Source organism: Psychrobacter sp. LFX-11D, assembly GCF_904846475.1.
Taxonomy (GTDB): domain Bacteria; phylum Pseudomonadota; class Gammaproteobacteria; order Pseudomonadales; family Moraxellaceae; genus Psychrobacter; species Psychrobacter cryohalolentis.
Window position 1 is genome coordinate 14,817 of record NZ_CAJHAV010000018.1, and the last position, 23,325, is coordinate 38,141.

Below are 23,325 nucleotides of genomic sequence, written 5' to 3' on the forward strand. Positions count from 1 at the left end.
CAGCTATCGGTGCAGTAGGTGGTCCAGTAGGTTCAGTCGTAGGCGGTGCCGTTGGTGCAGTCGTCGGTGCAACAGCTGGTAACGCCGTTGCCAATGCCTTTGAAGGCAATATGGAAGAAGACACTTACTGGCGTACTCAGCATGCGACGACTGACTACTATAACCCGCAATATGACTACGATACTGATTATCGTAATGCCTATGGTTATGGTTATGCGCAGCGCAAGCAGTATGGTAACGATCAAACGTTTGAGCTGGTAGAGCAAGACTTGCAGAGAGATTGGTTGAATTCACGTGGCAACTCACGCTTAGAATGGTCAGATGCTAGATTTGCCGTACGTGATGCGTGGAATCGTCCTATTATTTAATTATTAATGATGAGGCAATAATTGCTTATCGTAAACAATTAAAATGTTATAAAAAAACAGCTTCTATTAAATAATAGAAGCTGTTTCTTTATTCTGATTTATATCATCTAAAAACTGACTGCAAAGCTAACATTCAATTACTCTAAAGCTGATATAATATTACCGCGCCATATAATTGGTCATATCTTCCACGCCATGTAACGTCATCGGATACATCTTATTATCAAACAGTTTTTTAATCTCAACGATGGTTTGGGTATATTGCCAATAGGTTGGATTCTCAGGGTTTAGCCAAGCGACTTTATCAAAGTGCGCGAGCACCCTCTTTAACCAGACGATGCCTGCTTCATTATTCATATATTCAACGCTACCGCCTACCGTCATGAGCTCATAGGGTGACATCGACGCATCACCAACGAAGATGACCCGATACTCTCGGCCATACTTATTAAGCAATTCAAACGTTGGCATCGGTGCGCTATGACGACGGTTATTATCCTTCCAGACATAATCATATAGGCAGTTATGAAAGTAAAAAAACTCTAAGGTTTTAAATTCATTTTTCGCCGCAGAAAACAGTTTTTCGAGCGCTTCGACATGGATATCCATACTGCCGCCCACATCAAACAACATTAGCACTTTGACACGGTTACGGCGCTCTGCTTGCATATGTATATCGAGTACACCCTTTTTTGCCGTGCGCTTAATTGTCTCATGAATATCGAGCTCATCAGCACTACCGGTCCGTGCAAACTGGCGCAGATTGCGTAGCGCCATCTGAATTTGACGAGTACCGAGCTGACTGTCATCATCAAGATTGCGATATTTGCGCTGCTCCCAAACTTTGGCAGCGCTACGTTTGCGTGACTCACCGCCGACACGCACGCCCTCAGGATGGTCACCATAAGCGCCAAACGGTGAGGTGCCACCCGTCCCTACCCATTTACTACCACCTTGATGACGCTCTTTTTGCTCTTTTAACCGCTCCTCTAACGCCTTCATCAGCTCTTCAAGTGAACCGTACTTTTTTAGCAGACGTCTCTGCTCATCGGTCAGGTTCTTTGGATCAAGCTTTAAATCGAGCCATTCTTTGGGCACGTCCGTTAGCTTGGCCAACAGCTCATCCATGTCTAGACTATCGACGCCTTCGAAATAATCCGCCATGGCACGATCAAACTTATCAAAATGGCGCTCGTCTTTGACCATGCACAATCGAATCAGACGATACATGTCTTCACGACTGGCAAAAGTAGTCAATGCTGGATCTTCAGGGTGCGGCTGCATCATCAGCCCTTGCTCTAACGCAGCATTTAAATCGAGCAGCTCGCGCGTACTGACTGGCACGCCATAAGTACGCAAGGTGTAAAATAGTTTGATAAACATAAGAGTCGTATCACTTATTGGCTGATATTATTATCTGGTGATATTGCTGATATCATTAATTGATACAGTCATAGGCTAAGCGCTGGCATTGACTTTGACTTTGATATCTGATGTTAAAATCAATGCAAGCTACAAATATTAACGACGCATCATATTAGCAAAACGCTGCAACAAATTCACATCGGCTTCGTTTTTCAGTAACGCACCATATAGTGGCGGAATAGACTTTTCACCGCGCAAGTTTTCTTCTAACTCTGCTTGTGCCATATCATCCGCCAATAATAGCGTCAACCAATCGACCAACTCAGACGTTGATGGCGGCTTTTTGAGTCCTTGAACGTTACGTAATTTATAAAAGATATCAAGCGCATCATTGACCAGTTTTTCTTGAATATTAGGAAAATGCACCTCAACAATTTGGCGCATGGTTTCTTCTTCAGGGAAATCAATATAGTGGAAGAAGCAACGACGCAAAAACGCATCTGGTAACTCTTTTTCATTGTTTGAGGTGATAATAACCACGGGACGCTGCGCTGCTGTGATGGTTTCGCCCGTCTCATAAACATAAAAAGACATCTTATCAAGCTCATGCAACAAGTCATTTGGGAACTCAATATCTGCTTTATCAATTTCATCAATCAATAATACACTACGCTCTTTGCTGGTAAAGGCATCCCACAATTTACCCGGCTTGATATAATTGCCAATCTCATAGACTTTATCGTCACCCATTTGCGAATCACGCAGACGCGATACCGCATCATACTCGTACAAACCCTGCTCTGCCTTAGTCGTCGACTTGATATGCCACGTAATCAGTGGCATACCTAAACTTTCAGCAACCTCTTCTGCTAGTAAAGTCTTGCCTGTACCCGGCTCACCTTTGATAAGTAGCGGTTTTTGTAGCGTCATTGCCGCATTGACTGCCAATTGCAAATCATCAGTAGCGATATAGCTTTTCGTACCCGTAAATTTGGTTTTTTTATCGGTCATAATACAATCTCATTTATTGTTATCGTTAAAAGGTTTTAAGAGCGTTAATAAATTGTCATTTAGATTAGCACAGCCTTATTGATTGCCAAAATACTCATGCGTTCGCAGATATTTATCATATAAAAAAAGACACGCATGGTGTCTTTTATAATCATTAGAAAAAATGCATGAATCAGGAATCAGGAATCAGGAATCAGGAATCAGGAATCAGGAATCAGGAATCAGGAATCAGGAATCAGGAATCAGGAATCAACACTGTCAACTAGAAAGGAAATACTTTAAAAGGTTATAGCGTTAAAGCAATCGCATTCAGACTAATCATTATTTTTAGATACAGGCGTATCCTTTTTTAGATTAATTGCTGGATCAATATCTTTAACTGCCACCACTTCATCAGATTCTGTCGCCAAATAATTGCCAGAAGCTAGCTGCATATTTGCTTGCTTGTCCTGTGCGGTACGACTGCGAGCTTTATCTAAGCTTGATTCAAAGGCGCCGCGAATCAGCTGCCAAACAAAACCAACAAATAAACCAACAAATAATACCACCATGATGGGCAGCATATTGGCAATCGCACCAGTCGTGTCTTTCATCATAATCGCATAGACCACGCTGATACTGGCAGGTGCAATCACACTTGGGTCACCCAGTGCTGTACCTGGTGCTAATAATACAGCAAACAGTATCATCCAACTCATGCCGCCTAATGGACGTGGTAATATGCGCGCGACCAGTAGCCAAAGTACTAACACGATAATGACGCCACCAAGATAAGCATACATTGGTAAATCTGCTACCGGTACGTCTTTTACCAGCTGCCCCCACCAAATAGCAATCTCACCAAGAATATCGCTGATCGCTTCTAGTGGTAAGCTGTGTAAGATATTTTTTAACCAGTCCATGCGTGTTTTATTACCTGCGTTCGTAAATATTGCGGGATAGTGATTATATTAATAAACTGCTAGTTTATCATGACTATTCATCAAAATGCATGACACTATATATTTCGATATTTCATCTGTATCTATCCACTCTGTTCAAAAAAGCCAGCTAAAAAATTAGACTTGATAAAACGAGCTGCAAAATATCGACGTAAACCTTGTTAAAATGTACTTTTATAACTATTACGTATTATAAATACTGTCTTGAGATTCGCGGGCACGCAATTCTGCTTGGCGGCGCATGACATCTTGTGGTGGTAATTGTACAAAATACCCTTGCGACGCTAGCTTTTCTAGCACTTCTTCTTTGTCCACTCTAGCAAGTGTAGGCGTTGTAGCCAAATCCAGATGCATGACAAACTTGCTACGACCTAAGCCTGCACGAAAGTCTTTGGGTAACACACCCAGCCAATCTTTGATTTCATCCGTATCATTCGGATAATCAGGACGGGCAATATAGATATACATATCATCATGTTTAAGGAATTTATAAATATCGCAATGCATAAAAACAACCTATCAGAAACTATCGTCATAGATTAGCATATTTCAAGCCATTATCAGTAGTGACTTTACGTTCAGATAAGGTAAAGCATCCCAAATACTATCGCAACTTAGCTTAAGAGAAAGTAAGGAATATCTTCATATGAGCACCCTGCACGCCTTGTACCGTCAAGCATAACGCTCATAGATAAATTTTATACTTTTAAATTTTTATAACAAATGCTTCAGCTTTATTTTTTATTGGCACTATGTAATTTTACAGAAACACATGTACTCTATTTTGCTGTCGTTCGATGTATTGTCCGTATAAAAAAGCATGTTTGCTAAAATTATTCACTATAATTTATATGATGGGTTGTAAAAAAGCTGTGAACCTTTCATAATAAAAGCGTTTTTCAGGAGAGAGTCTTTAGCCTAAAGTTAGTAATGCTCGTATCAATGAGCTTGTACTGACAGCCGCTATACGACCACCGAAGGCGCATCCACCCTGCCAATCGCTCAGGTAAAAGGACTGAAAACACATGTCACAACGGTTTATTTGTATCGCGCTGATTGGCGGATTGCCCTTTAAACCTTAGGCATAACAAATCTGGAGAGCGGTAAGGACGGACGACGCCTTACCCACCGAAGGGGAGAAAACGCGACATCATTGCTCTGTTAAAGACTTACGATGATGGATCGTGTTGAAAATCTCAGGTCACAGGACAGATAGGGCTTCCCTCTAAACTGACGTTAAGCGTTTGTTTGGCGGACAGTTTTATCTTTTTTCTGTACTACCCTTGGTTGCAATGCTTGTACCCTGCAATATTGCTTCTCGCTACTATGATCATGTACATCAGCCCTAATACTTTTACTAAGTATAGCTAATGTCCACATAAGGATTTGTTATGACCGATATTCAAAATACTGACACCCAAGCCCCTAAGCGCACTCCCCTTTATCAGTCTCATGTCGAGAGTGATGGCAAACTGGTAGATTTTTCTGGTTGGGAGCTACCTATTCATTATGGCTCACAAATCGAAGAGCATGAAGCGGTACGCACTGACGCCGGTATGTTTGACGTCTCTCATATGGTTATTGTCGATATCAAAGGCACGGATGCCAAAGCATGGCTACAGAAGCTATTGGCTAACGATGTCGATAAACTAAAAACAGCTGGTAAAGCCCTTTATTCTCCAATGCTGAATGAAGAAGGCGGCATCATCGACGATTTAATCGTTTATCTATCAAATTCTGATGAAACTGAATACCGTATCGTCTCAAATGCTGGAACGCGAGATAAAGATATGGCACAGTTTGAAAAAGTAGCCAAAAACTTTGATGTTGTCTTAACTGAGCGCACAGAACTTGCGATGCTTGCCGTTCAAGGACCTAATGCAGTTGAAAAATTAGCAAAGATTAAACCCAGTTGGGCTGATACATTAGCTGCGCTTAAACCTTTTGTTGGTGCTGATTTAACAGACATCGAAGGCACGGATTGGTTTGTCGCTCGTACAGGCTACACCGGTGAAGATGGCGTCGAAGTAATTATGCATGGCGATGATGCGCCGGCATTCTTTGAGCAGTTGCAAGCCAATGGCATAAAGCCTGCCGGTCTTGGCGCTCGCGATACCTTACGTATGGAAGCTGGCATGAACCTCTATGGTCATGACATGGATGAAAGTATTAGCCCTTATGAATGCAACATGGGCTGGACACTGGCGCTAAAAGACGAGCGTGACTTTATTGGTCGCAATGCTATGGTCAGCAAACGCAAACAGTCAAAAGATGACAATACTGCTATGAAGCAAGTGGGCTTATTAATGACTAGCCGTGGCGTATTACGTGAAGGTATGGAAGTGACCATTAATCAAGGCACTGATAAAGAGCAAAAAGGTATCATTACTAGTGGTACTTTCTCTCCTAGCCTCAAAAATTCTATCGCTATCGCCCGTGTTCCTGCTACCCTAGCAGAAGATGACAATGTGCAAATTGATCTGCGCGGTAAAGGTAAGTTCGTCGATGTACGCGTGCTTAAACTACCGTTTGTCCGTAATGGCAAGCAGCAGTTTGACTCGTAGGCAACAGAAAATTTATTATTAGCTTTCTTTTTTATTAATTAACCTCTATCACCTAGGAGAGAAACCATGAGTAATATCCCAGCAGAACTAAAATACATCGCCAGCCACGAGTGGTTACGCTTAGAAGACGACGGTACTATCACGGTTGGTATCACTGATCATGCTCAAGACCTATTGGGTGACGTAGTATTTGTTGAATTGCCAGACGTGGGTGACATCATCGCTGTTGATGACGAAATCTCTGTTGTTGAATCAGTAAAAGCCGCTTCTGACGTTTATGCGCCTATTTCAGGTGAAGTGGTTGCTATCAATGAAGCCTTAGAAGATGATCCAGAAATCATCAACTCTGACCCATATGGCGAAGGTTGGTTCTTCAGAATGAAGCCTGACAATATCGCTGACTATGAAGCGCTGCTAACGGCTGATGAGTACGAAAACGAGCTGTAATATCAGTCTTACACTCTCTTAAAGGCAGCATTTAACTTTAGTATTGCTGCTTTTAATATTTTTATTGATAAGACAGTCTTGATAAGATTGTCATTTATAAAATGTTTACTGATGAAAAGAAGCAACTCGACAGATACTGGCAAGCGCTGGTATCTGTGTGCTTTACTTTTAAGCCAATAATGGCAAGACCGTGTTTTCAATGCAGTATTTTCAAGACAATCAGCACTCAATTTATGACGCCCAACTGCTATCTGATTTATTCATATTAATCACTCGTCAGACACTATTGAAGATATGCAATCGATAATGCCTGAAGCTGATTACTCATTCCTCAGCATGGATCCTACTATGAATTCTAATACTGGCAATAAAGACAGTCTTGCGACGCCTAGTCACACCCCGCAGCTGCAAGCATTTTGTGAGGTGGTAGAGTCGCGCCGTTCGGTACGCCGATTTACAGATGCGCCGATACCTGACGATGTATTAGCAGACTGCCTGCGTTTGGCAATGCTTGCCCCAAACTCAAGCAATCTTCAGCCATGGGAATTTTATGTTATTGATGATGCTGGTAAGCGCAAGCGCGCAGTCAAAAACTGCATGAATCAAAACGCAGCAAAAACCTCAGCACGTTTAATTGCGGTCGTTGCTCGTACTGATGTTTGGCATGACCATGCAAAGCAAATATTGCGTGAATACCCTGATATGCCGGTGCCAAAAAAAGTCAAAGACTACTACAACAAAGTCGTTGCCTTAGATTTTTTACGTGGACCTGCTAACGTGGTATCAGTAGCCAAATGGAGCGCCATTCAAGTAGTCAGACGTATAAAGGGTCCTATAAAATCGCCTTATTATACCTTTGAAGATACCAAAAATTGGGCAACCAATAACACCGCATTAGCGGCTGGAAATCTAATGCTTGCCTTACGCGCGCATGGATTTGATAGCTGCCCGATGGGCGGTTTCGATGAGCCTGCTATGAAGCGCTTATTAAAGCTGAGTGATAATCATCATATCGTTATGATGATTGGTGCTGGGGAGCGTGCTGATAATGGCGTTTACAATACCCAGTTCCGCTTTGAGCAAGACCAATTTGTACATTACGTATAACCTGCTACTACCCTATTTTTATTATAGCCATCTCCTTTATTCCTATATTTACCAAGGATCACCATGACTATCTCTCAAAACCCAACGCTTGATACGTTTGAAGGCTTGTTCAATGAAGCCGAATTTGTTTATCGTCATCTTGGCTCTAATGATGCCAAACAAGCTGACCTGCTCAGCGCTGTTGGTTATAGCGACATGGCAAGCTTTATCAATGATACCGTGCCTGAACCAGTACGTCTGCATAAAGAATTAGATTTGCCAGTGGCGATGAGTGAGCACGCAGCGCTTGCCAAATTGCGTACCATGGCAGATGACATCACTGTTAATAAGAGCTATATCGGTCAAGGTTACTCGCCTGTGCGTATGCCAGCAGTTATTCAGCGCAACGTCCTTGAAAATCCAGGTTGGTATACCGCTTACACGCCTTATCAGGCGGAAATCGCTCAAGGTCGCCTAGAAGCCTTGCTTAACTTCCAACAAGTTTGTATCGACCTGACTGGTCTTGAGCTTGCTGGCGCCTCACTGCTTGATGAAGCAACGGCTGCTGCTGAAGCGATGGCAATGTCAAAACGTGTCAGCAAAAGTAAGTCTATGCAGTTTTTCGTTGATGACCGCGTGTATCCGCAAACGCTAGATGTGATTAATACTCGTGCCAAATATTTTGGTTGGGAAGTGGTGGTTGGTGATTTTGAACTGGCTAAATCAGGCGACTATTTCGGTGCATTATTCCAATATGTCGGTGTTGAAGGCGATGTTAAAGATTTAACAGACGTCATTGCTGCTGTGAAGAAAAACAAAACTTATGTGAGTGTCGTCAGTGACATCATGAGTTTGGTGTTACTAAAATCACCAGCTGACATGGGCGCAGACGTGGCATTGGGTAGCACGCAGCGTTTTGGTATTCCAATGGGCTTTGGTGGTCCACATGCTGCCTACTTTGCGTTCTCTGATAAAGCCAAGCGCTCAGCACCTGGTCGTATTATCGGAGTTTCAAAAGACTCACAAGGCAATACTGCCCTACGTATGGCGCTACAGACTCGTGAGCAGCATATCCGCCGTGAAAAAGCCAACTCAAACATCTGTACCTCACAAGTACTATTGGCAAACCTAGCTGGTATGTATGCGGTTTATCATGGTCCAGGTGGTGTAAAGCGTATCGCTACTCGTATCCATGCATTTGCGACTGCCTTCGCTGACGTCATCAAAAACGGCAACGATAGTAATTTAAATGTGGTCCATGATCAATTCTTTGATAGCGTTGTGGTTGATTGTGGCTCAGAAAAACTTGCTAGCCAAATCTTTCAAAATGCTGACAATGTTGGTTATAACTTATGGCGTCTTGGTGAGACCAAATTAAGCGTTGCGTTCAGTGAAACCAGCGATCAGAAAGACTTTAATGTCCTAACTCAGCTTTTCGTTACTAAAGCACATGACTTACCAGAAGACGCTCGTGTCTCTCTTGATAGTGCTCATTTGCGTACTGATGCCATCTTATCGCATCCAGTATTCAACTCGCATCATACCGAGCATGAAATGCTGCGTTATTTAAAATCGCTTGAAGATAAAGATTTGGCGATGAACCGCAGTATGATTTCACTTGGTAGCTGTACCATGAAATTGAATGCCACCAGTGAGATGCTACCGATCACTTGGCCTGAATTTGCCAATGTGCATCCTTTTGCACCGCGTGACCAAGTCACAGGCTACGTTGCCATGATTGATAGCTTGCAAGAGCAATTAAAAGCCATTACCGGCTTTGATGATGTCTCTATGCAGCCAAACTCTGGCGCTTCAGGTGAATATGCAGGCTTGCTAGCGATTCGTCGTTATCATGAATCACTTGGTGAGACTGATCGTGATGTTTGCTTGATCCCTATGTCAGCGCATGGCACTAACCCTGCGACTGCTATGATGATGGGCATGAAAGTGGTCGTGGTCAAAACCGATGACAATGGCAACGTTGATATCGACGACCTAACTGCCAAATCTGAAGAACATAGCGCGCGTCTAGGTGCATTGATGATCACTTACCCATCAACGCATGGTGTGTTTGAAGAAGGTATCCGTAAAATCTGTGATCTTATCCATAAACATGGCGGTCAAGTTTATATGGATGGCGCCAATATGAATGCGCAGGTTGGCATGATGCAGCCAGCTGACGTTGGTGCTGATGTACTGCACATGAACTTGCATAAAACCTTCTGTATCCCACATGGCGGCGGCGGTCCAGGTATGGGCCCTATCGGTATGAAGGCGCATCTGGCGCCATTTATGGCCAACCATACATTGAGCCCTGTACATAATGCGCAAAAAGACTGCTCAGCAGTATCAGCAGCTCCTTATGGTTCAGCAAGCATCTTACCTATTTCATGGATGTACATTGCCATGATGGGTCGTGATGGTTTATTAAAAGCGACCGAGCTTGCGCTACTGAATGCTAACTATGTTGCCGCTGAATTAAAAGACCATTATCCTGTGCTATATACGGGTAAAAACGGTCGCGTTGCTCACGAATGTATCATCGATATTCGTCCTTTAAAAGAAGAGACGGGCATCAGTGAAAGCGATATCGCGAAACGCTTGATGGATTATGGTTTCCACTCACCAACCATGAGTTTCCCAGTAGCGGGCACCTTGATGATTGAGCCGACAGAATCAGAGTCAAAAGAAGAGCTTGATCGCTTTATCAGTGCTCTAAAATCTATTAAAGCGGAAGCGCTGAAAGCCAAAGCGGGCGAAGACAACTGGACGTTAGAGAACAATCCATTGGTCAATGCCCCGCATACAGCTGCTATGGTAATTGACGGCGAATGGACCTATCCATACAGCCGTGAGACAGCAGCATTCCCACTGCCTTATATCCGCACCAATAAGTTCTGGCCAAGTGTGGCACGTGTCGATGACGCCTATGGTGACAAAAACCTCATGTGTTCTTGCCCAAGTATCGAAAACTATATGTAATCCCAGTTTTATATAGTCTTAGTTTTGATACTTTATAAAAGATAAAAATAAACCTCCAAGTCAGCAGCTGATTTGGAGGTTTTTATTTTACTACTAACATTTAGCGCTATAATAAAATGGCTATTAATCTATTCATATCATTCACTTGGTTAGAATCACATATGCAGAAAAACAATCTTGTCATTCTTATTCATGGTCTGCACCAAACGGCTTGGATTATGCGACCACTTGCCAAACGCTTACAAATAGCAGGATTTAAAACTCATCAATTTGGCTATCGTAGTATGCGCGATGGTATTCAAACCAATAGTCAGCGACTTAATAAGTGGCTTGAAGAAAATCATCATCCTGATGAGCCGATACATTTGGTCGGTCATAGCTTGGGCGGTTTGATTATTCGTGATTTTGTTACTCAGTATCCTAAGTGGCAAATTGGTCGCTGCGTGACCCTTGGGACACCGCATATGGGCAGTATTTGTGCGGATTATATTTGGCGGCTGAGCCCTGCTATCGTTGGGCAATCCTATATCGATGCATTAGATGGTACCGTTGGGCCATTACCTGAGCATATCACCCTTGGCGTGATTGCTGGGAGTCGTCCATACGGTTTGGGTCAGATATTTCTGCAATATCATAATCGCAAACTGCGTCGGGCAGACAACCTGCCATCAGTAGAACATCTACTACACGATGGCACAGTATATATAGAAGAAACCAAAATAGAGGCAGCCACTGATCATATCGTATTGCCAGTCTCGCATACTGGAATGCTAGTCGATAAAACAGTGGCCGCACAAACCAAGTATTTTTTACAACATGGACAGTTCGACCATAGCGAGCTTAAATACTTATAAACGCTACTCTTTATCGCTTAGCGAACATTGATACCCATACCCTGCTGCAACTCGGTTTTATGCTCCTTAATCACTGGAATAAAGGTGTGCATTACCCAATCATGACGCCAGCCTTTCAACCCTTGCGGCAACTCGCTGATATCTTTATCATAAGCAATCACTTCATATAATTGCCCAAGCCATTTTTTACGCATTAAGACATTGGCAGGTACGCCGGTAGCTTTTGCTTGATCATCTATCGTTTTTTGTACCGCTTTTGAGAGTACTTTATTCTTTGAGCGATACGGCGGCAATAGAGAATCTGGATATTCTGCAGGATGCAGATTTTTTGCTTCCTTTATCACTTTGAGTAATTCTTCACCATACAGTCGCAACATACTGCGATGTATCGTTGTCTTATGCGCAAGCTCACGCATCGTGTTTGGTTTTTCAGTGATAATCTCACGCACCGCTTGTTTTTTTATGACAAAAGTACGTGGCTGATTGGTTGAGCGCGCCAGCTCTTCACGCCATGTAGCTACCGCCTGCAATATGGCCATTTGCTCAGAGGTATAGCGATAATCTGCCATGGTTAGATACATCTGCTCGTCTGCAACATTTTGGGCATCATATAAGTCGTTGGCGTAAAGCTGACAGTCTTCCCAGACATACTCATAGAGACCTTGAGATTTTAGGGCGTATTCAAGACTCAAATATAATGCAGGTAAAAAGCGCACGTCATCAATCGCATATTGCTCTTGCTCATCTGATAATGGTCGCTGTAACCAATCTGACTGGCTTTGTTCCTTATCAATATGCATATCGAGCTGCTCATCAAGCGCCTGCTGATAACCCATCTGTAATTGACCTGTTAAGTAGGACAAGGCAATTTGCGTATCAAAAATATTGGTCAGTGGCGGGCAGCCGGACAATAGATAAAATATACCTAAATCTTCACCACAAGCATGCCAGATAGCCACATCAACTTTCATAAGTGCTTGCCATAGCTCACTCAGTTGTAACTGTGGCGCATCTAATAAATATACATGATTGCCAGTATTCAGCTGTATCAGTGCTAAGCGTGGATAATAGGTATCGCGCTTGATAAACTCGGTATCTAATGCCACACGCCCGCAAGTGGCCAATGCCTCAATCACTTCATCCAATTGGCTTTGCTTACGTACCCAAGTGACGGCAACCTCATCAGCAATATCTAATAATGCGTCAATATCCGGCTCTACTGGCAGGTCTACTAATTTGGCTGGATTGACTGAATGGTGTACTTCGTCAGCCGAAAATGTATTTTGAAGGTTTGATTCGGTTGGAGCAGTGTTAGACACGGGCAGATACCTGCATTGATAAGAGAGAATAAAACGCTAAAGCACGTCTTAATAAAATTAAAAGAGAAAGCGATAAAATAATATAAGCAATTATAACCACATCATTGAATAAAATGCGCAAGATTTTAATCTGATAAAGATAAGAAGGCTATAAAAAGGAGCGATTTTGCATCGCTTGTCCAAGGGTCATGCTGTCAAGATATTCAAGCTCGCCGCCCATAGGTACGCCTTGCGCCAGACGCGTAACTTTATTGACATGACGACTGACTGCCTCACTGATAAAGTGCGCGGTCGTTTGCCCTTCGACCGTCGTACCGGTCGCCAATATCAGCTCTTCAACAGGCTCTTGCTTGACGCGCCAGACCAGTTGCTCAATATTTAAATCATCAGCGCTAATGCCATCAATCGGTGATAAGTGACCACCTAAGACAAAGTAGCGCCCACGATAGCCTGCCGTCTGCTCTATCGCCATCACGTCAGCTGCAGTCTCAACCACGCATAGCAATGCATCATCACGCCTAGGATCTTGGCATAATGGGCAAACAGCCTCATCGCTAAAGCTATGGCAGCGCTGACATTCGACGATATCACGCATCGCTTCATCAAGCGCTTGAGCAAGTGCCATGCCTTGTGGGCGTTTTTTGGTGAGCAGATGCAGCGCCATACGTTGAGCGCTTTTTTGACCAACGCCCGGCAAGATACGCAACTGTTTGACCAGCTGATCAAATTTGGCTGTCAGCAAAGTGATGTCCTTTGTTTATAAATCATAGCTATGAAAATGGGGTCGTATCATGTCGATAACAACCCCATTTTTCTTTAATATGTCGCCTTTAGCGTTTAAGAACCAGCTACTTAGAACATGCCTTGCATACCTGGTGGCAAGCCCATACCTGAAGTCGCACCAGCCATGGTTTCTTCATATAGCGCATCTGCTTGGCGCACCGCGTCATTGATAGCAGCAGCGATAAGATCTTCGATCATATCTGGCTCATCTTCTAATAAGCTTGGATCAATGGTCAAGCGCTTAACCACATGACGACCCGTCATGGTTACTTTTACCAGACCACTGCCCGCTTCTGCATGCACTTCTTTATTGCCAAGCTCTTTTTTAGCATTTTCGACGTTTGCTTCGACTTTCTTTTGCATGGTTTGTGCTTGTTGCATCAATGCTTGGATATTCATAGTTGCCTCTTGGTTTTTTAATAATAAATAATGGGGGTTTTGATAATAAAAAATAAAATACTAATAGCAATTATACCGTTATCTTTACAAACTGTCTAAACCACGCGCCAAATCTTTGATGATATCTTCTACATCTTCTAGACCGACCGACAGACGAATCAGACCGTCTTTTACGCCTGCTTCTGCGCGCTCTTGGGCGCTCAAACGAAAATGGGTCGTTGTTGCAGGATGGGTAATCGTTGTTTTCGCATCACCCAAATTATTGGTGATAGAGACCATTTGAGTTGAATCAATGACATGCCATGCGGCAGATTTTGAATCACGCGTCTCTGATGGCTGCACTTCAAAACCCATAATTGCTCCAAAGCCGTCTTTCATATGATGCTGACGTTTGGTCAACTCATGCGATGGATGGTCGCTCAAGCCTGAAAAGTGTACGGTGCTGACATTGGGATGATTAACCAAAAACTTTGCCACTTGATTGGCATTACTACAATGCGCTTGCATACGTAATTTAAGTGTTTCAAGTCCTTTGGTAAAGACCCAAGCATTAAAAGGGCTCATGCTGATACCGCCTGAACGTATGACGGTAAACGCTTCTTGCATCAGCTTATCGCTACCGACTAACGCGCCACCAAGTACTCGACCCTGACCGTCTAAGTATTTGGTTGCAGAATGAATCACCACATCGGCACCCAAATCAAGCGGACGTTGCAAAGCTGGGGTGGCAAAGCAGTTGTCAACGACCAAGAGTATATCATTGGCTTTACATAGCTGGCTTAAAAAGCCAATATCACAAATCTGTGCCAATGGATTACTGGGGCTTTCGCAATAAATCACCTTGGTATTTGGTTGAACAGCATTTGCCCATGCGTCATTGTCGAAACAATCAACGTAACTGACTTCTACACCAAACTTTGCCATATAGTTATTAAACAGACCAATAGAGGAGCCAAATAGCTGATTAGCAGCAAGTAAATGGTCACCGGCTTTTAAGTACGCCAAACACATGGTCAAAATCGCACCCATGCCAGAGGCTGTTGCGACTGCACGCTCACCATTTTCAAGTGCTGCTAAACGGCGCTCAAAGGTACGTACGCTTGGATTGGTATGACGTGAGTAGACATTGCCCGTTTTAGTGCCATCAAAATGACTGGCAGCATCAGCTGCTGAGCTATATACATAAGAGCTGGTCGTAAAAATAGCTTCTGAATGTTCGCCCTCATCGGTACGATGCTGACCTGCACGTACTGCAATGGTTTGCATACCATAATCGAGTTCTAAATCCAGTGCATCATTGCACCAGTTTGCATCCAAGCCGTTTATATTGTCTTTATTTTGCGGTTGACTCATAAAGTTTCCATTGCCTTGATTGTTATTTATAATAGCGTTTATTTTTGATTATAAACATCACGCATTCGCGTTATCATATCATGATAAATTATTCCAAGCAGCAGCTTCAAAGCAGCAGTTTTCAGCGCTGACTGTCCATTATTTTGCCTAACGTATCACTTATTAGAAATAAGAAGCAAAAATTGTGCTACCTAGATCCAATAAGAACAATATCTAATACAGGCAATATTTTATAAAAGTAACGTATTTATAATAGGCACAGATGCCGACACCTGATAAGCTTAGCGGCGATTTAAACTTTGCCTTAGGCGATATTATCATATGCCTTATAATCAGTGTTATTATCTGCAAAACCACCAAGAAATCCATACATATTTTTTGGCAACTTCTCCATTATATAAAGGCTCACTAAGGTAATTTATTTATGTCGATGTTCAGTATAGAACCCAGCAACTTATCGTTGAGCCTGACACTCGGTCTCACCTTAGGTCTTAGTGGATGCCAAAGCTTACCCAAGCAGCCGCACTTGCCTGAAAGCCAAGCACTATCTGCACGGGTCAATGCTTTATACCAATCGGACATCAGCAAACAAGCTGAAATAGAAAAAGACGCCCAAAAAGAGGGCGATCCTATAAATACTACGACTGTCAGCACAGACCTTGCTACCCCAAACACGGATAGTCTTGATTTGGTTGCTGCCATCAGTCAACAGAGTGAGATTCACCCTGATTTATCAGGCTATCATCCAATTGTGACGGGCGCCAATGCTTTTGCCTCACGCAGTATATTGACAGGTATGGCAACGCGCAATATCGATGCCCAGTACTATATCTGGCACGATGATCAAGCCGGTCAGCTGATGCTCAAAGACTTATGGGATGCGGCGGAACGCGGCGTGATTGTACGTTTACTGCTCGATGATTTTAATAATAATGCTAAGTTTGATCAGCATTTACTGCGTTTTGCCAGTCACCCTAATATTGCTGTGCGTATTATCAATCCACTCATGCATCGTAAATTTCAGACTTTAAATTTTGTCACCGGTTTGCCACGTATCAATAGACGCATGCACAATAAAAGCATGATTTTTGATAAACAAATCACCATCATTGGTGGTCGTAATATCGGTGATGAATACCTAAGCAATGATAAAAGCAGTCAGTTCGCAGATTTGGATGTACTATTGATTGGTAAAGTGGTGGCAGATATTGACAATAGCTTTGCCAGCTACTGGTCAGCACCAATATCATTCGATATTCAAACCTTAGCGACTCTTGATAAAGGAGAGACGACTGACTTCGTACAAGGGCTCGATAAGTTAAAAGCCGATGAGAAAAGTAGTAGCAGTGGCAGTTTATCAGTGTATAAAGCAGCCATTGAAGACTCCTCTATCGATACGGATTTGATTAATAAACGAGTGCCGTTTCGCTGGACGGACATGCAGTTCTTGAGTGATGACGTCGGCAAATTGACCAAAACCGTGCCAGCAGACACCAATCTGGTGCATCAGCTGCGCACTTTGCTTGGTAGTCCATCAAAGAAACTGACTATTATCTCCTCCTACTTTGTACCGACCAAAGACGGTGTTAATACGTTGGTCTCATTAGCAGAATCTGGTATCGAAATCAAAATTCTCACCAATTCATTTGATGCAACCGACGTAACGGCAGTACATTCTGGCTATAGCCAATGGCGTCCTAGTTTACTGCGCGCGGGAGTCAAGATTTATGAGCTAAAATCAACCGCTTCTGAAGAAAAGCGCGAAAACAAACTTTGGAAAGCGCGTAGCCAATCTTCAACCAGTTTACATGCAAAAGCTTTCGCCGTTGATGACTATCAAGTATTCATTGGCTCATATAATGTTGACCCGCGCTCGGCTAATATCAATACTGAGATGGGCGTGATTATCAATGATGAGGAGCTTGCGACTCAGTTGCATGGTGCATTGAGCGATGACTTACTAAACCAAGCGTATGAAGTGAAGTTACTAGAAAACGGTGATTTACAATGGCATACCATGGAAAAAGATAAGAAAGTCATTTATGATTCAGAGCCGCGCGTCGATGTCAGTGACCATGTTTGGCTAACCATCATGTCATGGTTACCTATTGATTGGCTGTTATAGTTGGCTCAATATAAAAAAACAGAAGTTGAATGCTCTTGGCTTAATTCTGTTTCATATAATCATATTTGACATAAACGTCTTTATTTTGACGATAAATCATTAGCAATGATGATTTATCGTTTTTTATTATAGGCAGTTATTTAGATAATGACTGCCTTAACGAATACCTTAATGTCTGGATGCGTGACCTAATATGCCTTCTCGTTCTCAATATGCACTTATGTCTTCTAAAGATAAAAATACGGTACTGTTTACTTGCTATAGCAGTGCAATAGCGTTTTTCGACTTTTTAATATACCTATATCTTGCAGATATGTTGGCAGCGACTTTATTTCCTGTTAGCTCAGATCCCAATCTTATGAAGATACAGGGGCTGTCATTATTTGCAATTGGTTATGTGGCACGCCCAATTGGCGGTGTTATCTTTGGACGTTATGGCGATATAAAAGGTCGTAAACCGTTATTACTAATCAGTATCTTGATTACGGCAGCAAGCTTATTGGCGATGGGATGTTTGCCTACTTATGCACAATGGGGTTTGGCAGCGCCTGCATTGTTTATCGTCTTGCGAATCATACATGGCATGGCCTATGGTCTTTATGTGCCACTCTCTTGGGTGTTCGTTGCAGAGCACGTACCGCGCCAATATCTGTCAGTAGGCTGTAGCTATGTGACTGCCAGTTTTTTTGTGGGTGTTTTATTTTCTAATGGTTTTTTTCTTTGGTTAAGCAGTACGTTGACCACTGAGCAATTGGCAGATTATGGCTGGCGTTTGCCTTTCTTTATAGCGGCTATCCTGACAGTTTTACCGCTCCTTGCCTGGCGATGGATAGAAGAAACTCCGTTTTTCACTCAGATGAAAAAATCAAGACCTAGCGATTATGTTGCTAAGCCTTTTACGACCCTATTTAAGCATTGCAAGCATGCTATCTTTATAGGTCTGGTTCTCACTTTAATTGTCTCAAGCATCACCACAGTAGTGGTTATTTTATTGCCTGATTTGATTGAATTACGCTTTACGCTCGATACTGACTTGTTTGGATTCTCACACAGTCTTGGCATCGTTTTTATGATTTTTGGCTGTATTTTTTATGGCATCATCTCTAACCACCAAAACTTTGGCAAAATTTTGGCGATAGGCTCTATTATCTTAATCGCTCAAATGCTTGCTTTCTTCTATCATTTAGAAGCAAGTGGCGACTATATCCTTATTATGTATGCACTTTTAGGCTTTTGTGCAGGTGTTATCGGCATGATACCTGCCATCTTGATTCAGCTTTTTCCTACCAATGTGCGACTCACCGGAATGGCTTTTTGCTACAATGTCACTTATGGTATCGTTGGGGTACTAGTACCATTTGGACTTGGCTATGCCACTTTATATGTGAGCTTTTCACCCGCACTCTATATCACTTTCATCGGTTTTATTGCCATCATCATGGGCATTTATTTCTATAATTTGCCTGAATTCAAGAAAATAGATCAGGTTATATAGTGTGATTTTATCCAAATAGGCTGATCTTTTATCAGCCTATTGATTATAGACTCACAAGCCATTGCAAATGATACGTAAACTGACACATATACCATCAGCATTTAGCATATACATCTTCAAAAATTTCTAAAAAATTAAGGCTTAACCACTATGGTTGATATGACCAACAAACGCCTATCGGTCGCACCCATGATCGATTGGACAACGACGGATTATCGTTATTTTGCTCGGCTTTTTAATCCACATGTCTATTTGTACACCGAGATGATCAGTACGGGCGCGCTGATACATGGCAATCGTGCACGGCATTTACGCTTTGATACTCTTGAACATCCGCTGGTATTGCAACTTGGCGGCGCAGATATCACTGAGATGACGCAGTGTGCAGAATTTGCTCAGCAGCATGGTTATGATGAGGTTAATATTAATGTGGGCTGCCCCTCTGATCGTGTACAGCACAATAAAATCGGTGCTTGCTTGATGGCAGAACCCAATACCGTTGCAGACTTGGTCAAGCATATGCAAGCGGCAGTCGATATTCCAGTCACGGTCAAGCATCGTATTGGCATTGATGACTTTGACAGTTATGAATTTATGGCGGATTTTGTACAAAAGGTAGCAGCAGGTGGTTGTACACGTTTTATCGTTCATGCGCGTACGGCATGGCTACAAGGCTTGAGCCCAAAGCAAAATCGTGAGATACCGCCACTGCGGTATGACGATGTGTATCGTTTAAAACAGGACTTTCCTACCCTTGATATTGAGATTAATGGTGGGATTGAGACCGTCGCTGATATTGAGGCACACCTTGAGCATATCGATGGCGTTATGATTGGGCGCGCCTTTTATCATAACCCGTATTTGTTAGCCGAAGCCAATAGCTTGTGGGACACCCCTGTCCCGAAGCGTTCAGTTATACTAGCTCAGCTGTATCCTTATTTAGAAGAGCAAATAGCTAAAGGTGAAGCACTTCCAACGATGACTCGGCACTATTTAGGGTTATTCCAAGGATTGGTGGGTGCTCGAAAATGGCGTCAAGCATTGAGCGGTAAGCCTCACTTGACCATTGATGATATCAAGCACGCGGCGACTGAGGTATTAGCCCTTAACACTGATGCCTGATGCCTGATGCCTGATGCCTGATGCCTGATAAAACCTACTATTAAATAACAATGCATACGGCGTAAGTATTAATTATCAAATATTCACTGTTATTCTTTATGCTACTTGCGCCAAATACTGCCACATAGCCGCGCCGTTATTTATAATATGTAATAACATGGGCAATATCAGCGAGCCTGATTTGATACGCGCATAGCAAAATAGTAATGCTAACACCACGATGGTACTGATCTCGTAAATTCCATATTGCAAATGAATGACCGCAAATATCAAACTGGTCACCAGACTTGCTACGATTGCTCCGCGATATTCTGTATCAGGTGGCGAAGTAAACTGCTCTGCAATCGCCGACCACAATATGCCACGAAATATGAGCTCTTCATAAATGGGCGCGACGATAACCATCGCAAAAATAAGTAGCCATACTGAGCTGACAGACTGATATAAAGGATCTACAAACGCCAACGGTGATTTATCAAGCATATACGTCAATGCCTGACTGCCAATCATAAATATCAACAGCAGCCCTATCATGCCCATACCGACCGCCAATGAGAACGGTCTTAATGCCAAATACTGCTTTAAATTGCCGCCTCTCACGCGTATAACCAACGCACTGATTACCACTAATAACACGCAGCCTATCATGATAGAAATACTGACAACCGTTCCATCATTGCTGCCAAAAAAGAAAACATCGCCGACCGTTGCGCTTTTGGCAGTTGGTAATACCAGTTTGCCAGCGATATAAATCCCGATTAATTGACTGATAAAGAAAAAAACCACCATGCCTATGATAAGCAGTAAAGTGCCTAAGCGTGTGAATAAAGGCTGAGGATGTATGACAACTTTATTGGTTTCAGCGGCGCTCTTATTTGGCATTCGCATTGACATAATAGGTTTACTCGAAAAGATACTGAAGCATTGCTTAAAAATTGCTCACAAAGACAATCGGTTTAGCGTAAGGAAATTGATTAAAAATAAGGCCTGTTGTTATTTGGCAGATAACTGTTTTTCAATCAATGTTAATACCTGCTCTGACACAGACTCTGGATGCTCAAGTGGAAACATATGACCGCCCGCATGAGTAATATAAGGAATACGTAAGCGCAACTTTATTTGTTGTGGGAATCGACGTTTTAAAAAGATACTGTCCTCACCAATAATCAAGGTAACTGGCACTTTGGGAGCTCGATTTGGGGTCAACCAATACCAAGAAGGATTGGTGCGAAAGACGGCGACTTCACTGGCTTTTGGAATCGCCAAGGTAACTTTACCATCGGCACGCTCATGCAGACCATGCTCAATATAACCTTGAAAACTGCGCTCAGTAAAATCTTTAAAAAATCCTTTATGGCGCAGTTTGTCATACGCATCTTCTCGGCTATCCCATACGTCACGGCGATGCTTAGACACACCAGCGGGCGATAGCTTATCCATCAAACGATTATTCATCCATGGCAATCGATCTGCTGTCTTGGCAAGATGCCATAGCAAGCTAACTTTGCCATAAATCCATGGTGGATCCATCAGAACGGCTTGCGAAAAGTACTCAGGTGCACGGTACAACGCTTGCAAGGTACACATGGCACCAAGCGAATGCCCGACGGCTACGACTTGCTTAACGCCATGTTTTTTACAGGTATCTTTGACGCTATCGACAATCTGCTGCGTGAGACTTCGCCATTGGTTATCGACCGGATAATCAGGCGTATCGCCTAACATGGAGATATATTCAATAGTAAAAAATTCAGCCAATTTCTCAAAAAACGGCTCATAGACAGGACTTGGCATTCCATTGGCATGAGCAAAATGGATGACTGGTTTTTGGGTTATTTTCGATATCGGTAAGGACGCAAAAGACTGCAAATTGACTTCACTCATGACACATTCTCATTAGTTGTTATAATGGTTTGTATTGTATTTATGGTTTTAAATGCTAGATAGCGACACATAAATAAGGCTGAGCATAATCATACGCTCAGCCTTAACAATCATACACGGTAACGCTAAAAATTAAAGTCTATTAACGCATCTGGGCGTTGCCTTCTTCTTGTGGCAAGAGATCAAGATTGATGCTTGAACCCACACCTGCGCCCAATTTGACGGCGAATCGATCCATAAATAATTGGAACGGATCACTTGGCGTATAATTAACCACATTATTTAATTTAAGCTGCTTCTCTAAACTTGAGATACTGCCTTTTTTGTCCGCCAAGCCAAGCTCGATAGATTGCTCACCTGTCCAAAACAGTCCCGAAAACAGCTTATTTTGTTCAGGATTTTTTAGACGATCGCCACGACCCTCTTTTACAGCATTAATAAAGTGCTTATGAGTATTGTCTAGCACTTTTTCAACATGCTTTTCTTCATAATCCGTTAGGGGACGTGACAAACTCAAGATATCTTTATATTCACCTGCTGTAATGGTGCGATCTTCTACGCCGACCTTGTCCATCAAGCCTTTTACATTATAGCTTGGCATGATGACGCCGATCGAACCGACTAGGCTTGATGGGTTGACATAAATCTCATCAGCCGCTGATGCGATATAATACGCGCCAGAAGCACCCATATCACCAATCACTGCATAAAGCTTTTTATCTGGATATTCTTTACGCAAATCCATCATAGTCTGCCAGATTTCATCTGACTGCACAGGCGAACCACCCGGTGAGTTGATATCGAGCGCCACTGCCTTTGAGTTACTGTTTTTAAAGGCGCGTGTGAGCGCATCATTGACATCATAAGCGTTAGCGACATCACCACTGCTAATAGTTCCTTGAAGCTCAACCACTGCCAAATGCGGCTTACTGGTATCAATACCATCAAGACCAGTGGGTGCTTCAGTACTACAGCTACGACCAATCGTCAAAAATATCAATAAAATATAGCCAAAGGTCAGTAGCTTAAAGAAAATACTCCAACGACGGGCACGGCGTTGCTCGACCACGCTTGCTAATAAAGTATTTTCAATCAGTCGCCATTCTTGCCCGCTCGGCTGGTTTGACTGCTGCATCGGTGCTGGCTGATTTGCCGAATTATCAGGACGTTTGTTAGGGTCTGGCGGCCAGTTGGGCATATAACTTCCTAAGTAGAAACAATGTAAAA

Annotated in this window: 19 protein-coding genes and 2 riboswitches; of the genes, 8 read left to right on the top strand and 11 right to left on the bottom strand. The window is 42.8% G+C overall.

The window, feature by feature from the left end; translation table 11 throughout:
* Positions 1–527 precede the first annotated feature (527 nt).
* The 4 genes from JMX75_RS11585 to JMX75_RS11600 form a co-directional block, all read right to left on the bottom strand.
* The gene (locus tag JMX75_RS11585) at positions 528–1,751 is read right to left on the bottom strand and encodes a vWA domain-containing protein (RefSeq protein WP_201532428.1); all 1,224 of its coding nucleotides are present in this window, start codon (positions 1,749–1,751) and stop codon (positions 528–530) included.
* A gap of 138 nt (positions 1,752–1,889) precedes the next feature.
* Positions 1,890–2,744 carry an AAA family ATPase gene (locus tag JMX75_RS11590; protein WP_201532429.1) on the bottom strand — a complete coding sequence of 285 codons (855 nt, stop codon included), beginning with the start codon at positions 2,742–2,744 and terminating at the stop codon, positions 1,890–1,892.
* A 314-nt stretch (positions 2,745–3,058) separates the two neighbouring features.
* Entirely contained in the window at positions 3,059–3,646 is a 588-nt protein-coding gene (locus JMX75_RS11595; protein ID WP_201532430.1) for a hypothetical protein, read from the bottom strand.
* A gap of 222 nt (positions 3,647–3,868) precedes the next feature.
* The gene (locus JMX75_RS11600; protein ID WP_020443088.1) at positions 3,869–4,192 is read right to left on the bottom strand and encodes a YcgL domain-containing protein; all 324 of its coding nucleotides are present in this window, start codon (positions 4,190–4,192) and stop codon (positions 3,869–3,871) included.
* 383 nt (positions 4,193–4,575) lie between these two features.
* A riboswitch (glycine riboswitch) is annotated at positions 4,576–4,713 on the top strand.
* A 55-nt stretch (positions 4,714–4,768) separates the two neighbouring features.
* Positions 4,769–4,907, top strand: a riboswitch (glycine riboswitch).
* Positions 4,908–5,076: 169 nt separating this feature from the next.
* Between JMX75_RS11600 and gcvT the strand changes: the two genes are divergently transcribed.
* The 5 genes from gcvT to JMX75_RS11625 all read left to right on the top strand — a co-directional run bounded on the left by gcvT (position 5,077) and on the right by JMX75_RS11625 (position 11,618).
* The gene (gene gcvT / locus JMX75_RS11605) at positions 5,077–6,249 is read left to right on the top strand and encodes a glycine cleavage system aminomethyltransferase GcvT (RefSeq protein WP_201532431.1); all 1,173 of its coding nucleotides are present in this window, start codon (positions 5,077–5,079) and stop codon (positions 6,247–6,249) included.
* A 66-nt stretch (positions 6,250–6,315) separates the two neighbouring features.
* On the top strand, positions 6,316–6,696 hold the full coding sequence (gcvH, locus tag JMX75_RS11610; protein ID WP_011280078.1) for a glycine cleavage system protein GcvH: 381 nt from the start codon (positions 6,316–6,318) through the stop codon (positions 6,694–6,696).
* A 348-nt stretch (positions 6,697–7,044) separates the two neighbouring features.
* Positions 7,045–7,803 (top strand): nitroreductase family protein, encoded by a 759-nt coding sequence (locus JMX75_RS11615; protein WP_020443086.1) that lies wholly within the window; start codon positions 7,045–7,047, stop codon positions 7,801–7,803.
* A gap of 63 nt (positions 7,804–7,866) precedes the next feature.
* Positions 7,867–10,764: an aminomethyl-transferring glycine dehydrogenase gene (gene gcvP, locus JMX75_RS11620; protein ID WP_201532433.1), complete on the top strand. Its 2,898-nt coding sequence runs from the start codon at positions 7,867–7,869 to the stop codon at positions 10,762–10,764.
* Positions 10,765–10,925: 161 nt separating this feature from the next.
* Positions 10,926–11,618, top strand: coding sequence for an esterase/lipase family protein (locus tag JMX75_RS11625; protein WP_201532434.1), 693 nt, complete (start codon positions 10,926–10,928; stop codon positions 11,616–11,618).
* 17 nt (positions 11,619–11,635) lie between these two features.
* Here JMX75_RS11625 and JMX75_RS11630 read toward each other — a convergent pair whose 3' ends face one another.
* The 4 genes from JMX75_RS11630 to JMX75_RS11645 all read right to left on the bottom strand — a co-directional run bounded on the left by JMX75_RS11630 (position 11,636) and on the right by JMX75_RS11645 (position 15,472).
* Positions 11,636–12,937 carry a ribonuclease D gene (locus JMX75_RS11630; RefSeq protein ID WP_201532435.1) on the bottom strand — a complete coding sequence of 434 codons (1,302 nt, stop codon included), beginning with the start codon at positions 12,935–12,937 and terminating at the stop codon, positions 11,636–11,638.
* 148 nt (positions 12,938–13,085) lie between these two features.
* Positions 13,086–13,679 (bottom strand): recombination mediator RecR, encoded by a 594-nt coding sequence (gene recR, locus JMX75_RS11635; RefSeq protein ID WP_020443082.1) that lies wholly within the window; start codon positions 13,677–13,679, stop codon positions 13,086–13,088.
* 110 nt (positions 13,680–13,789) lie between these two features.
* The gene (locus JMX75_RS11640) at positions 13,790–14,119 is read right to left on the bottom strand and encodes a YbaB/EbfC family nucleoid-associated protein (protein WP_011513146.1); all 330 of its coding nucleotides are present in this window, start codon (positions 14,117–14,119) and stop codon (positions 13,790–13,792) included.
* An 84-nt stretch (positions 14,120–14,203) separates the two neighbouring features.
* Entirely contained in the window at positions 14,204–15,472 is a 1,269-nt protein-coding gene (locus tag JMX75_RS11645) for an O-succinylhomoserine sulfhydrylase (RefSeq protein ID WP_133105314.1), read from the bottom strand.
* Between the two features lie 424 nt (positions 15,473–15,896).
* Between JMX75_RS11645 and JMX75_RS11650 the strand changes: the two genes are divergently transcribed.
* The 3 genes from JMX75_RS11650 (at position 15,897) to dusA (ending at position 20,214) form a co-directional block, all read left to right on the top strand.
* Positions 15,897–17,597, top strand: a complete 1,701-nt coding sequence (locus JMX75_RS11650; RefSeq protein ID WP_201532436.1) for a phospholipase D family protein — start codon at positions 15,897–15,899, stop codon at positions 17,595–17,597.
* A 193-nt stretch (positions 17,598–17,790) separates the two neighbouring features.
* Positions 17,791–19,092 (top strand): MFS transporter, encoded by a 1,302-nt coding sequence (locus JMX75_RS11655; protein ID WP_133105312.1) that lies wholly within the window; start codon positions 17,791–17,793, stop codon positions 19,090–19,092.
* A 150-nt stretch (positions 19,093–19,242) separates the two neighbouring features.
* On the top strand, positions 19,243–20,214 hold the full coding sequence (gene dusA / locus JMX75_RS11660) for a tRNA dihydrouridine(20/20a) synthase DusA (protein ID WP_201532437.1): 972 nt from the start codon (positions 19,243–19,245) through the stop codon (positions 20,212–20,214).
* A gap of 96 nt (positions 20,215–20,310) precedes the next feature.
* On the opposite strand, the gene JMX75_RS11665 is transcribed toward dusA, so the two are convergent.
* The 3 genes from JMX75_RS11665 to sppA form a co-directional block, all read right to left on the bottom strand.
* Entirely contained in the window at positions 20,311–21,096 is a 786-nt protein-coding gene (locus JMX75_RS11665) for a CPBP family intramembrane glutamic endopeptidase (RefSeq protein ID WP_265089567.1), read from the bottom strand.
* 111 nt (positions 21,097–21,207) lie between these two features.
* Positions 21,208–22,098 (bottom strand): alpha/beta fold hydrolase, encoded by an 891-nt coding sequence (locus JMX75_RS11670; RefSeq protein ID WP_201532439.1) that lies wholly within the window; start codon positions 22,096–22,098, stop codon positions 21,208–21,210.
* 142 nt (positions 22,099–22,240) lie between these two features.
* A complete protein-coding gene (gene sppA / locus JMX75_RS11675) occupies positions 22,241–23,296 on the bottom strand; it encodes a signal peptide peptidase SppA (protein ID WP_133105308.1) in 1,056 nt (351 codons plus the stop codon).
* Between the last annotated feature and the right edge of the window lie 29 nt (positions 23,297–23,325).

Excerpts from the sequence above, each read along its gene's own strand:
- gcvT (WP_201532431.1), top strand. The coding sequence starts at position 5,077 with ATGACCGATATTCAAAATACTGACACCCAAGCCCCTAAGCGCACTCCC.
- JMX75_RS11585 (WP_201532428.1), bottom strand. The coding sequence starts at position 1,751 with ATGTTTATCAAACTATTTTACACCTTGCGTACTTATGGCGTGCCAGTC.
- JMX75_RS11645 (WP_133105314.1), bottom strand. The coding sequence starts at position 15,472 with ATGAGTCAACCGCAAAATAAAGACAATATAAACGGCTTGGATGCAAAC.
- JMX75_RS11640 (WP_011513146.1), bottom strand. The coding sequence starts at position 14,119 with ATGAATATCCAAGCATTGATGCAACAAGCACAAACCATGCAAAAGAAA.
- JMX75_RS11665 (WP_265089567.1), bottom strand. The coding sequence starts at position 21,096 with ATGCCAAATAAGAGCGCCGCTGAAACCAATAAAGTTGTCATACATCCT.
- JMX75_RS11650 (WP_201532436.1), top strand. The coding sequence starts at position 15,897 with ATGTCGATGTTCAGTATAGAACCCAGCAACTTATCGTTGAGCCTGACA.
- JMX75_RS11590 (WP_201532429.1), bottom strand. The coding sequence starts at position 2,744 with ATGACCGATAAAAAAACCAAATTTACGGGTACGAAAAGCTATATCGCT.
- dusA (WP_201532437.1), top strand. The coding sequence starts at position 19,243 with ATGGTTGATATGACCAACAAACGCCTATCGGTCGCACCCATGATCGAT.
- gcvH (WP_011280078.1), top strand. The coding sequence starts at position 6,316 with ATGAGTAATATCCCAGCAGAACTAAAATACATCGCCAGCCACGAGTGG.
- JMX75_RS11595 (WP_201532430.1), bottom strand. The coding sequence starts at position 3,646 with ATGGACTGGTTAAAAAATATCTTACACAGCTTACCACTAGAAGCGATC.
- gcvP (WP_201532433.1), top strand. The coding sequence starts at position 7,867 with ATGACTATCTCTCAAAACCCAACGCTTGATACGTTTGAAGGCTTGTTC.
- sppA (WP_133105308.1), bottom strand. The coding sequence starts at position 23,296 with ATGCCCAACTGGCCGCCAGACCCTAACAAACGTCCTGATAATTCGGCA.
- JMX75_RS11625 (WP_201532434.1), top strand. The coding sequence starts at position 10,926 with ATGCAGAAAAACAATCTTGTCATTCTTATTCATGGTCTGCACCAAACG.
- JMX75_RS11670 (WP_201532439.1), bottom strand. The coding sequence starts at position 22,098 with ATGAGTGAAGTCAATTTGCAGTCTTTTGCGTCCTTACCGATATCGAAA.
- JMX75_RS11600 (WP_020443088.1), bottom strand. The coding sequence starts at position 4,192 with ATGCATTGCGATATTTATAAATTCCTTAAACATGATGATATGTATATC.
- JMX75_RS11655 (WP_133105312.1), top strand. The coding sequence starts at position 17,791 with ATGCCTTCTCGTTCTCAATATGCACTTATGTCTTCTAAAGATAAAAAT.
- JMX75_RS11615 (WP_020443086.1), top strand. The coding sequence starts at position 7,045 with ATGAATTCTAATACTGGCAATAAAGACAGTCTTGCGACGCCTAGTCAC.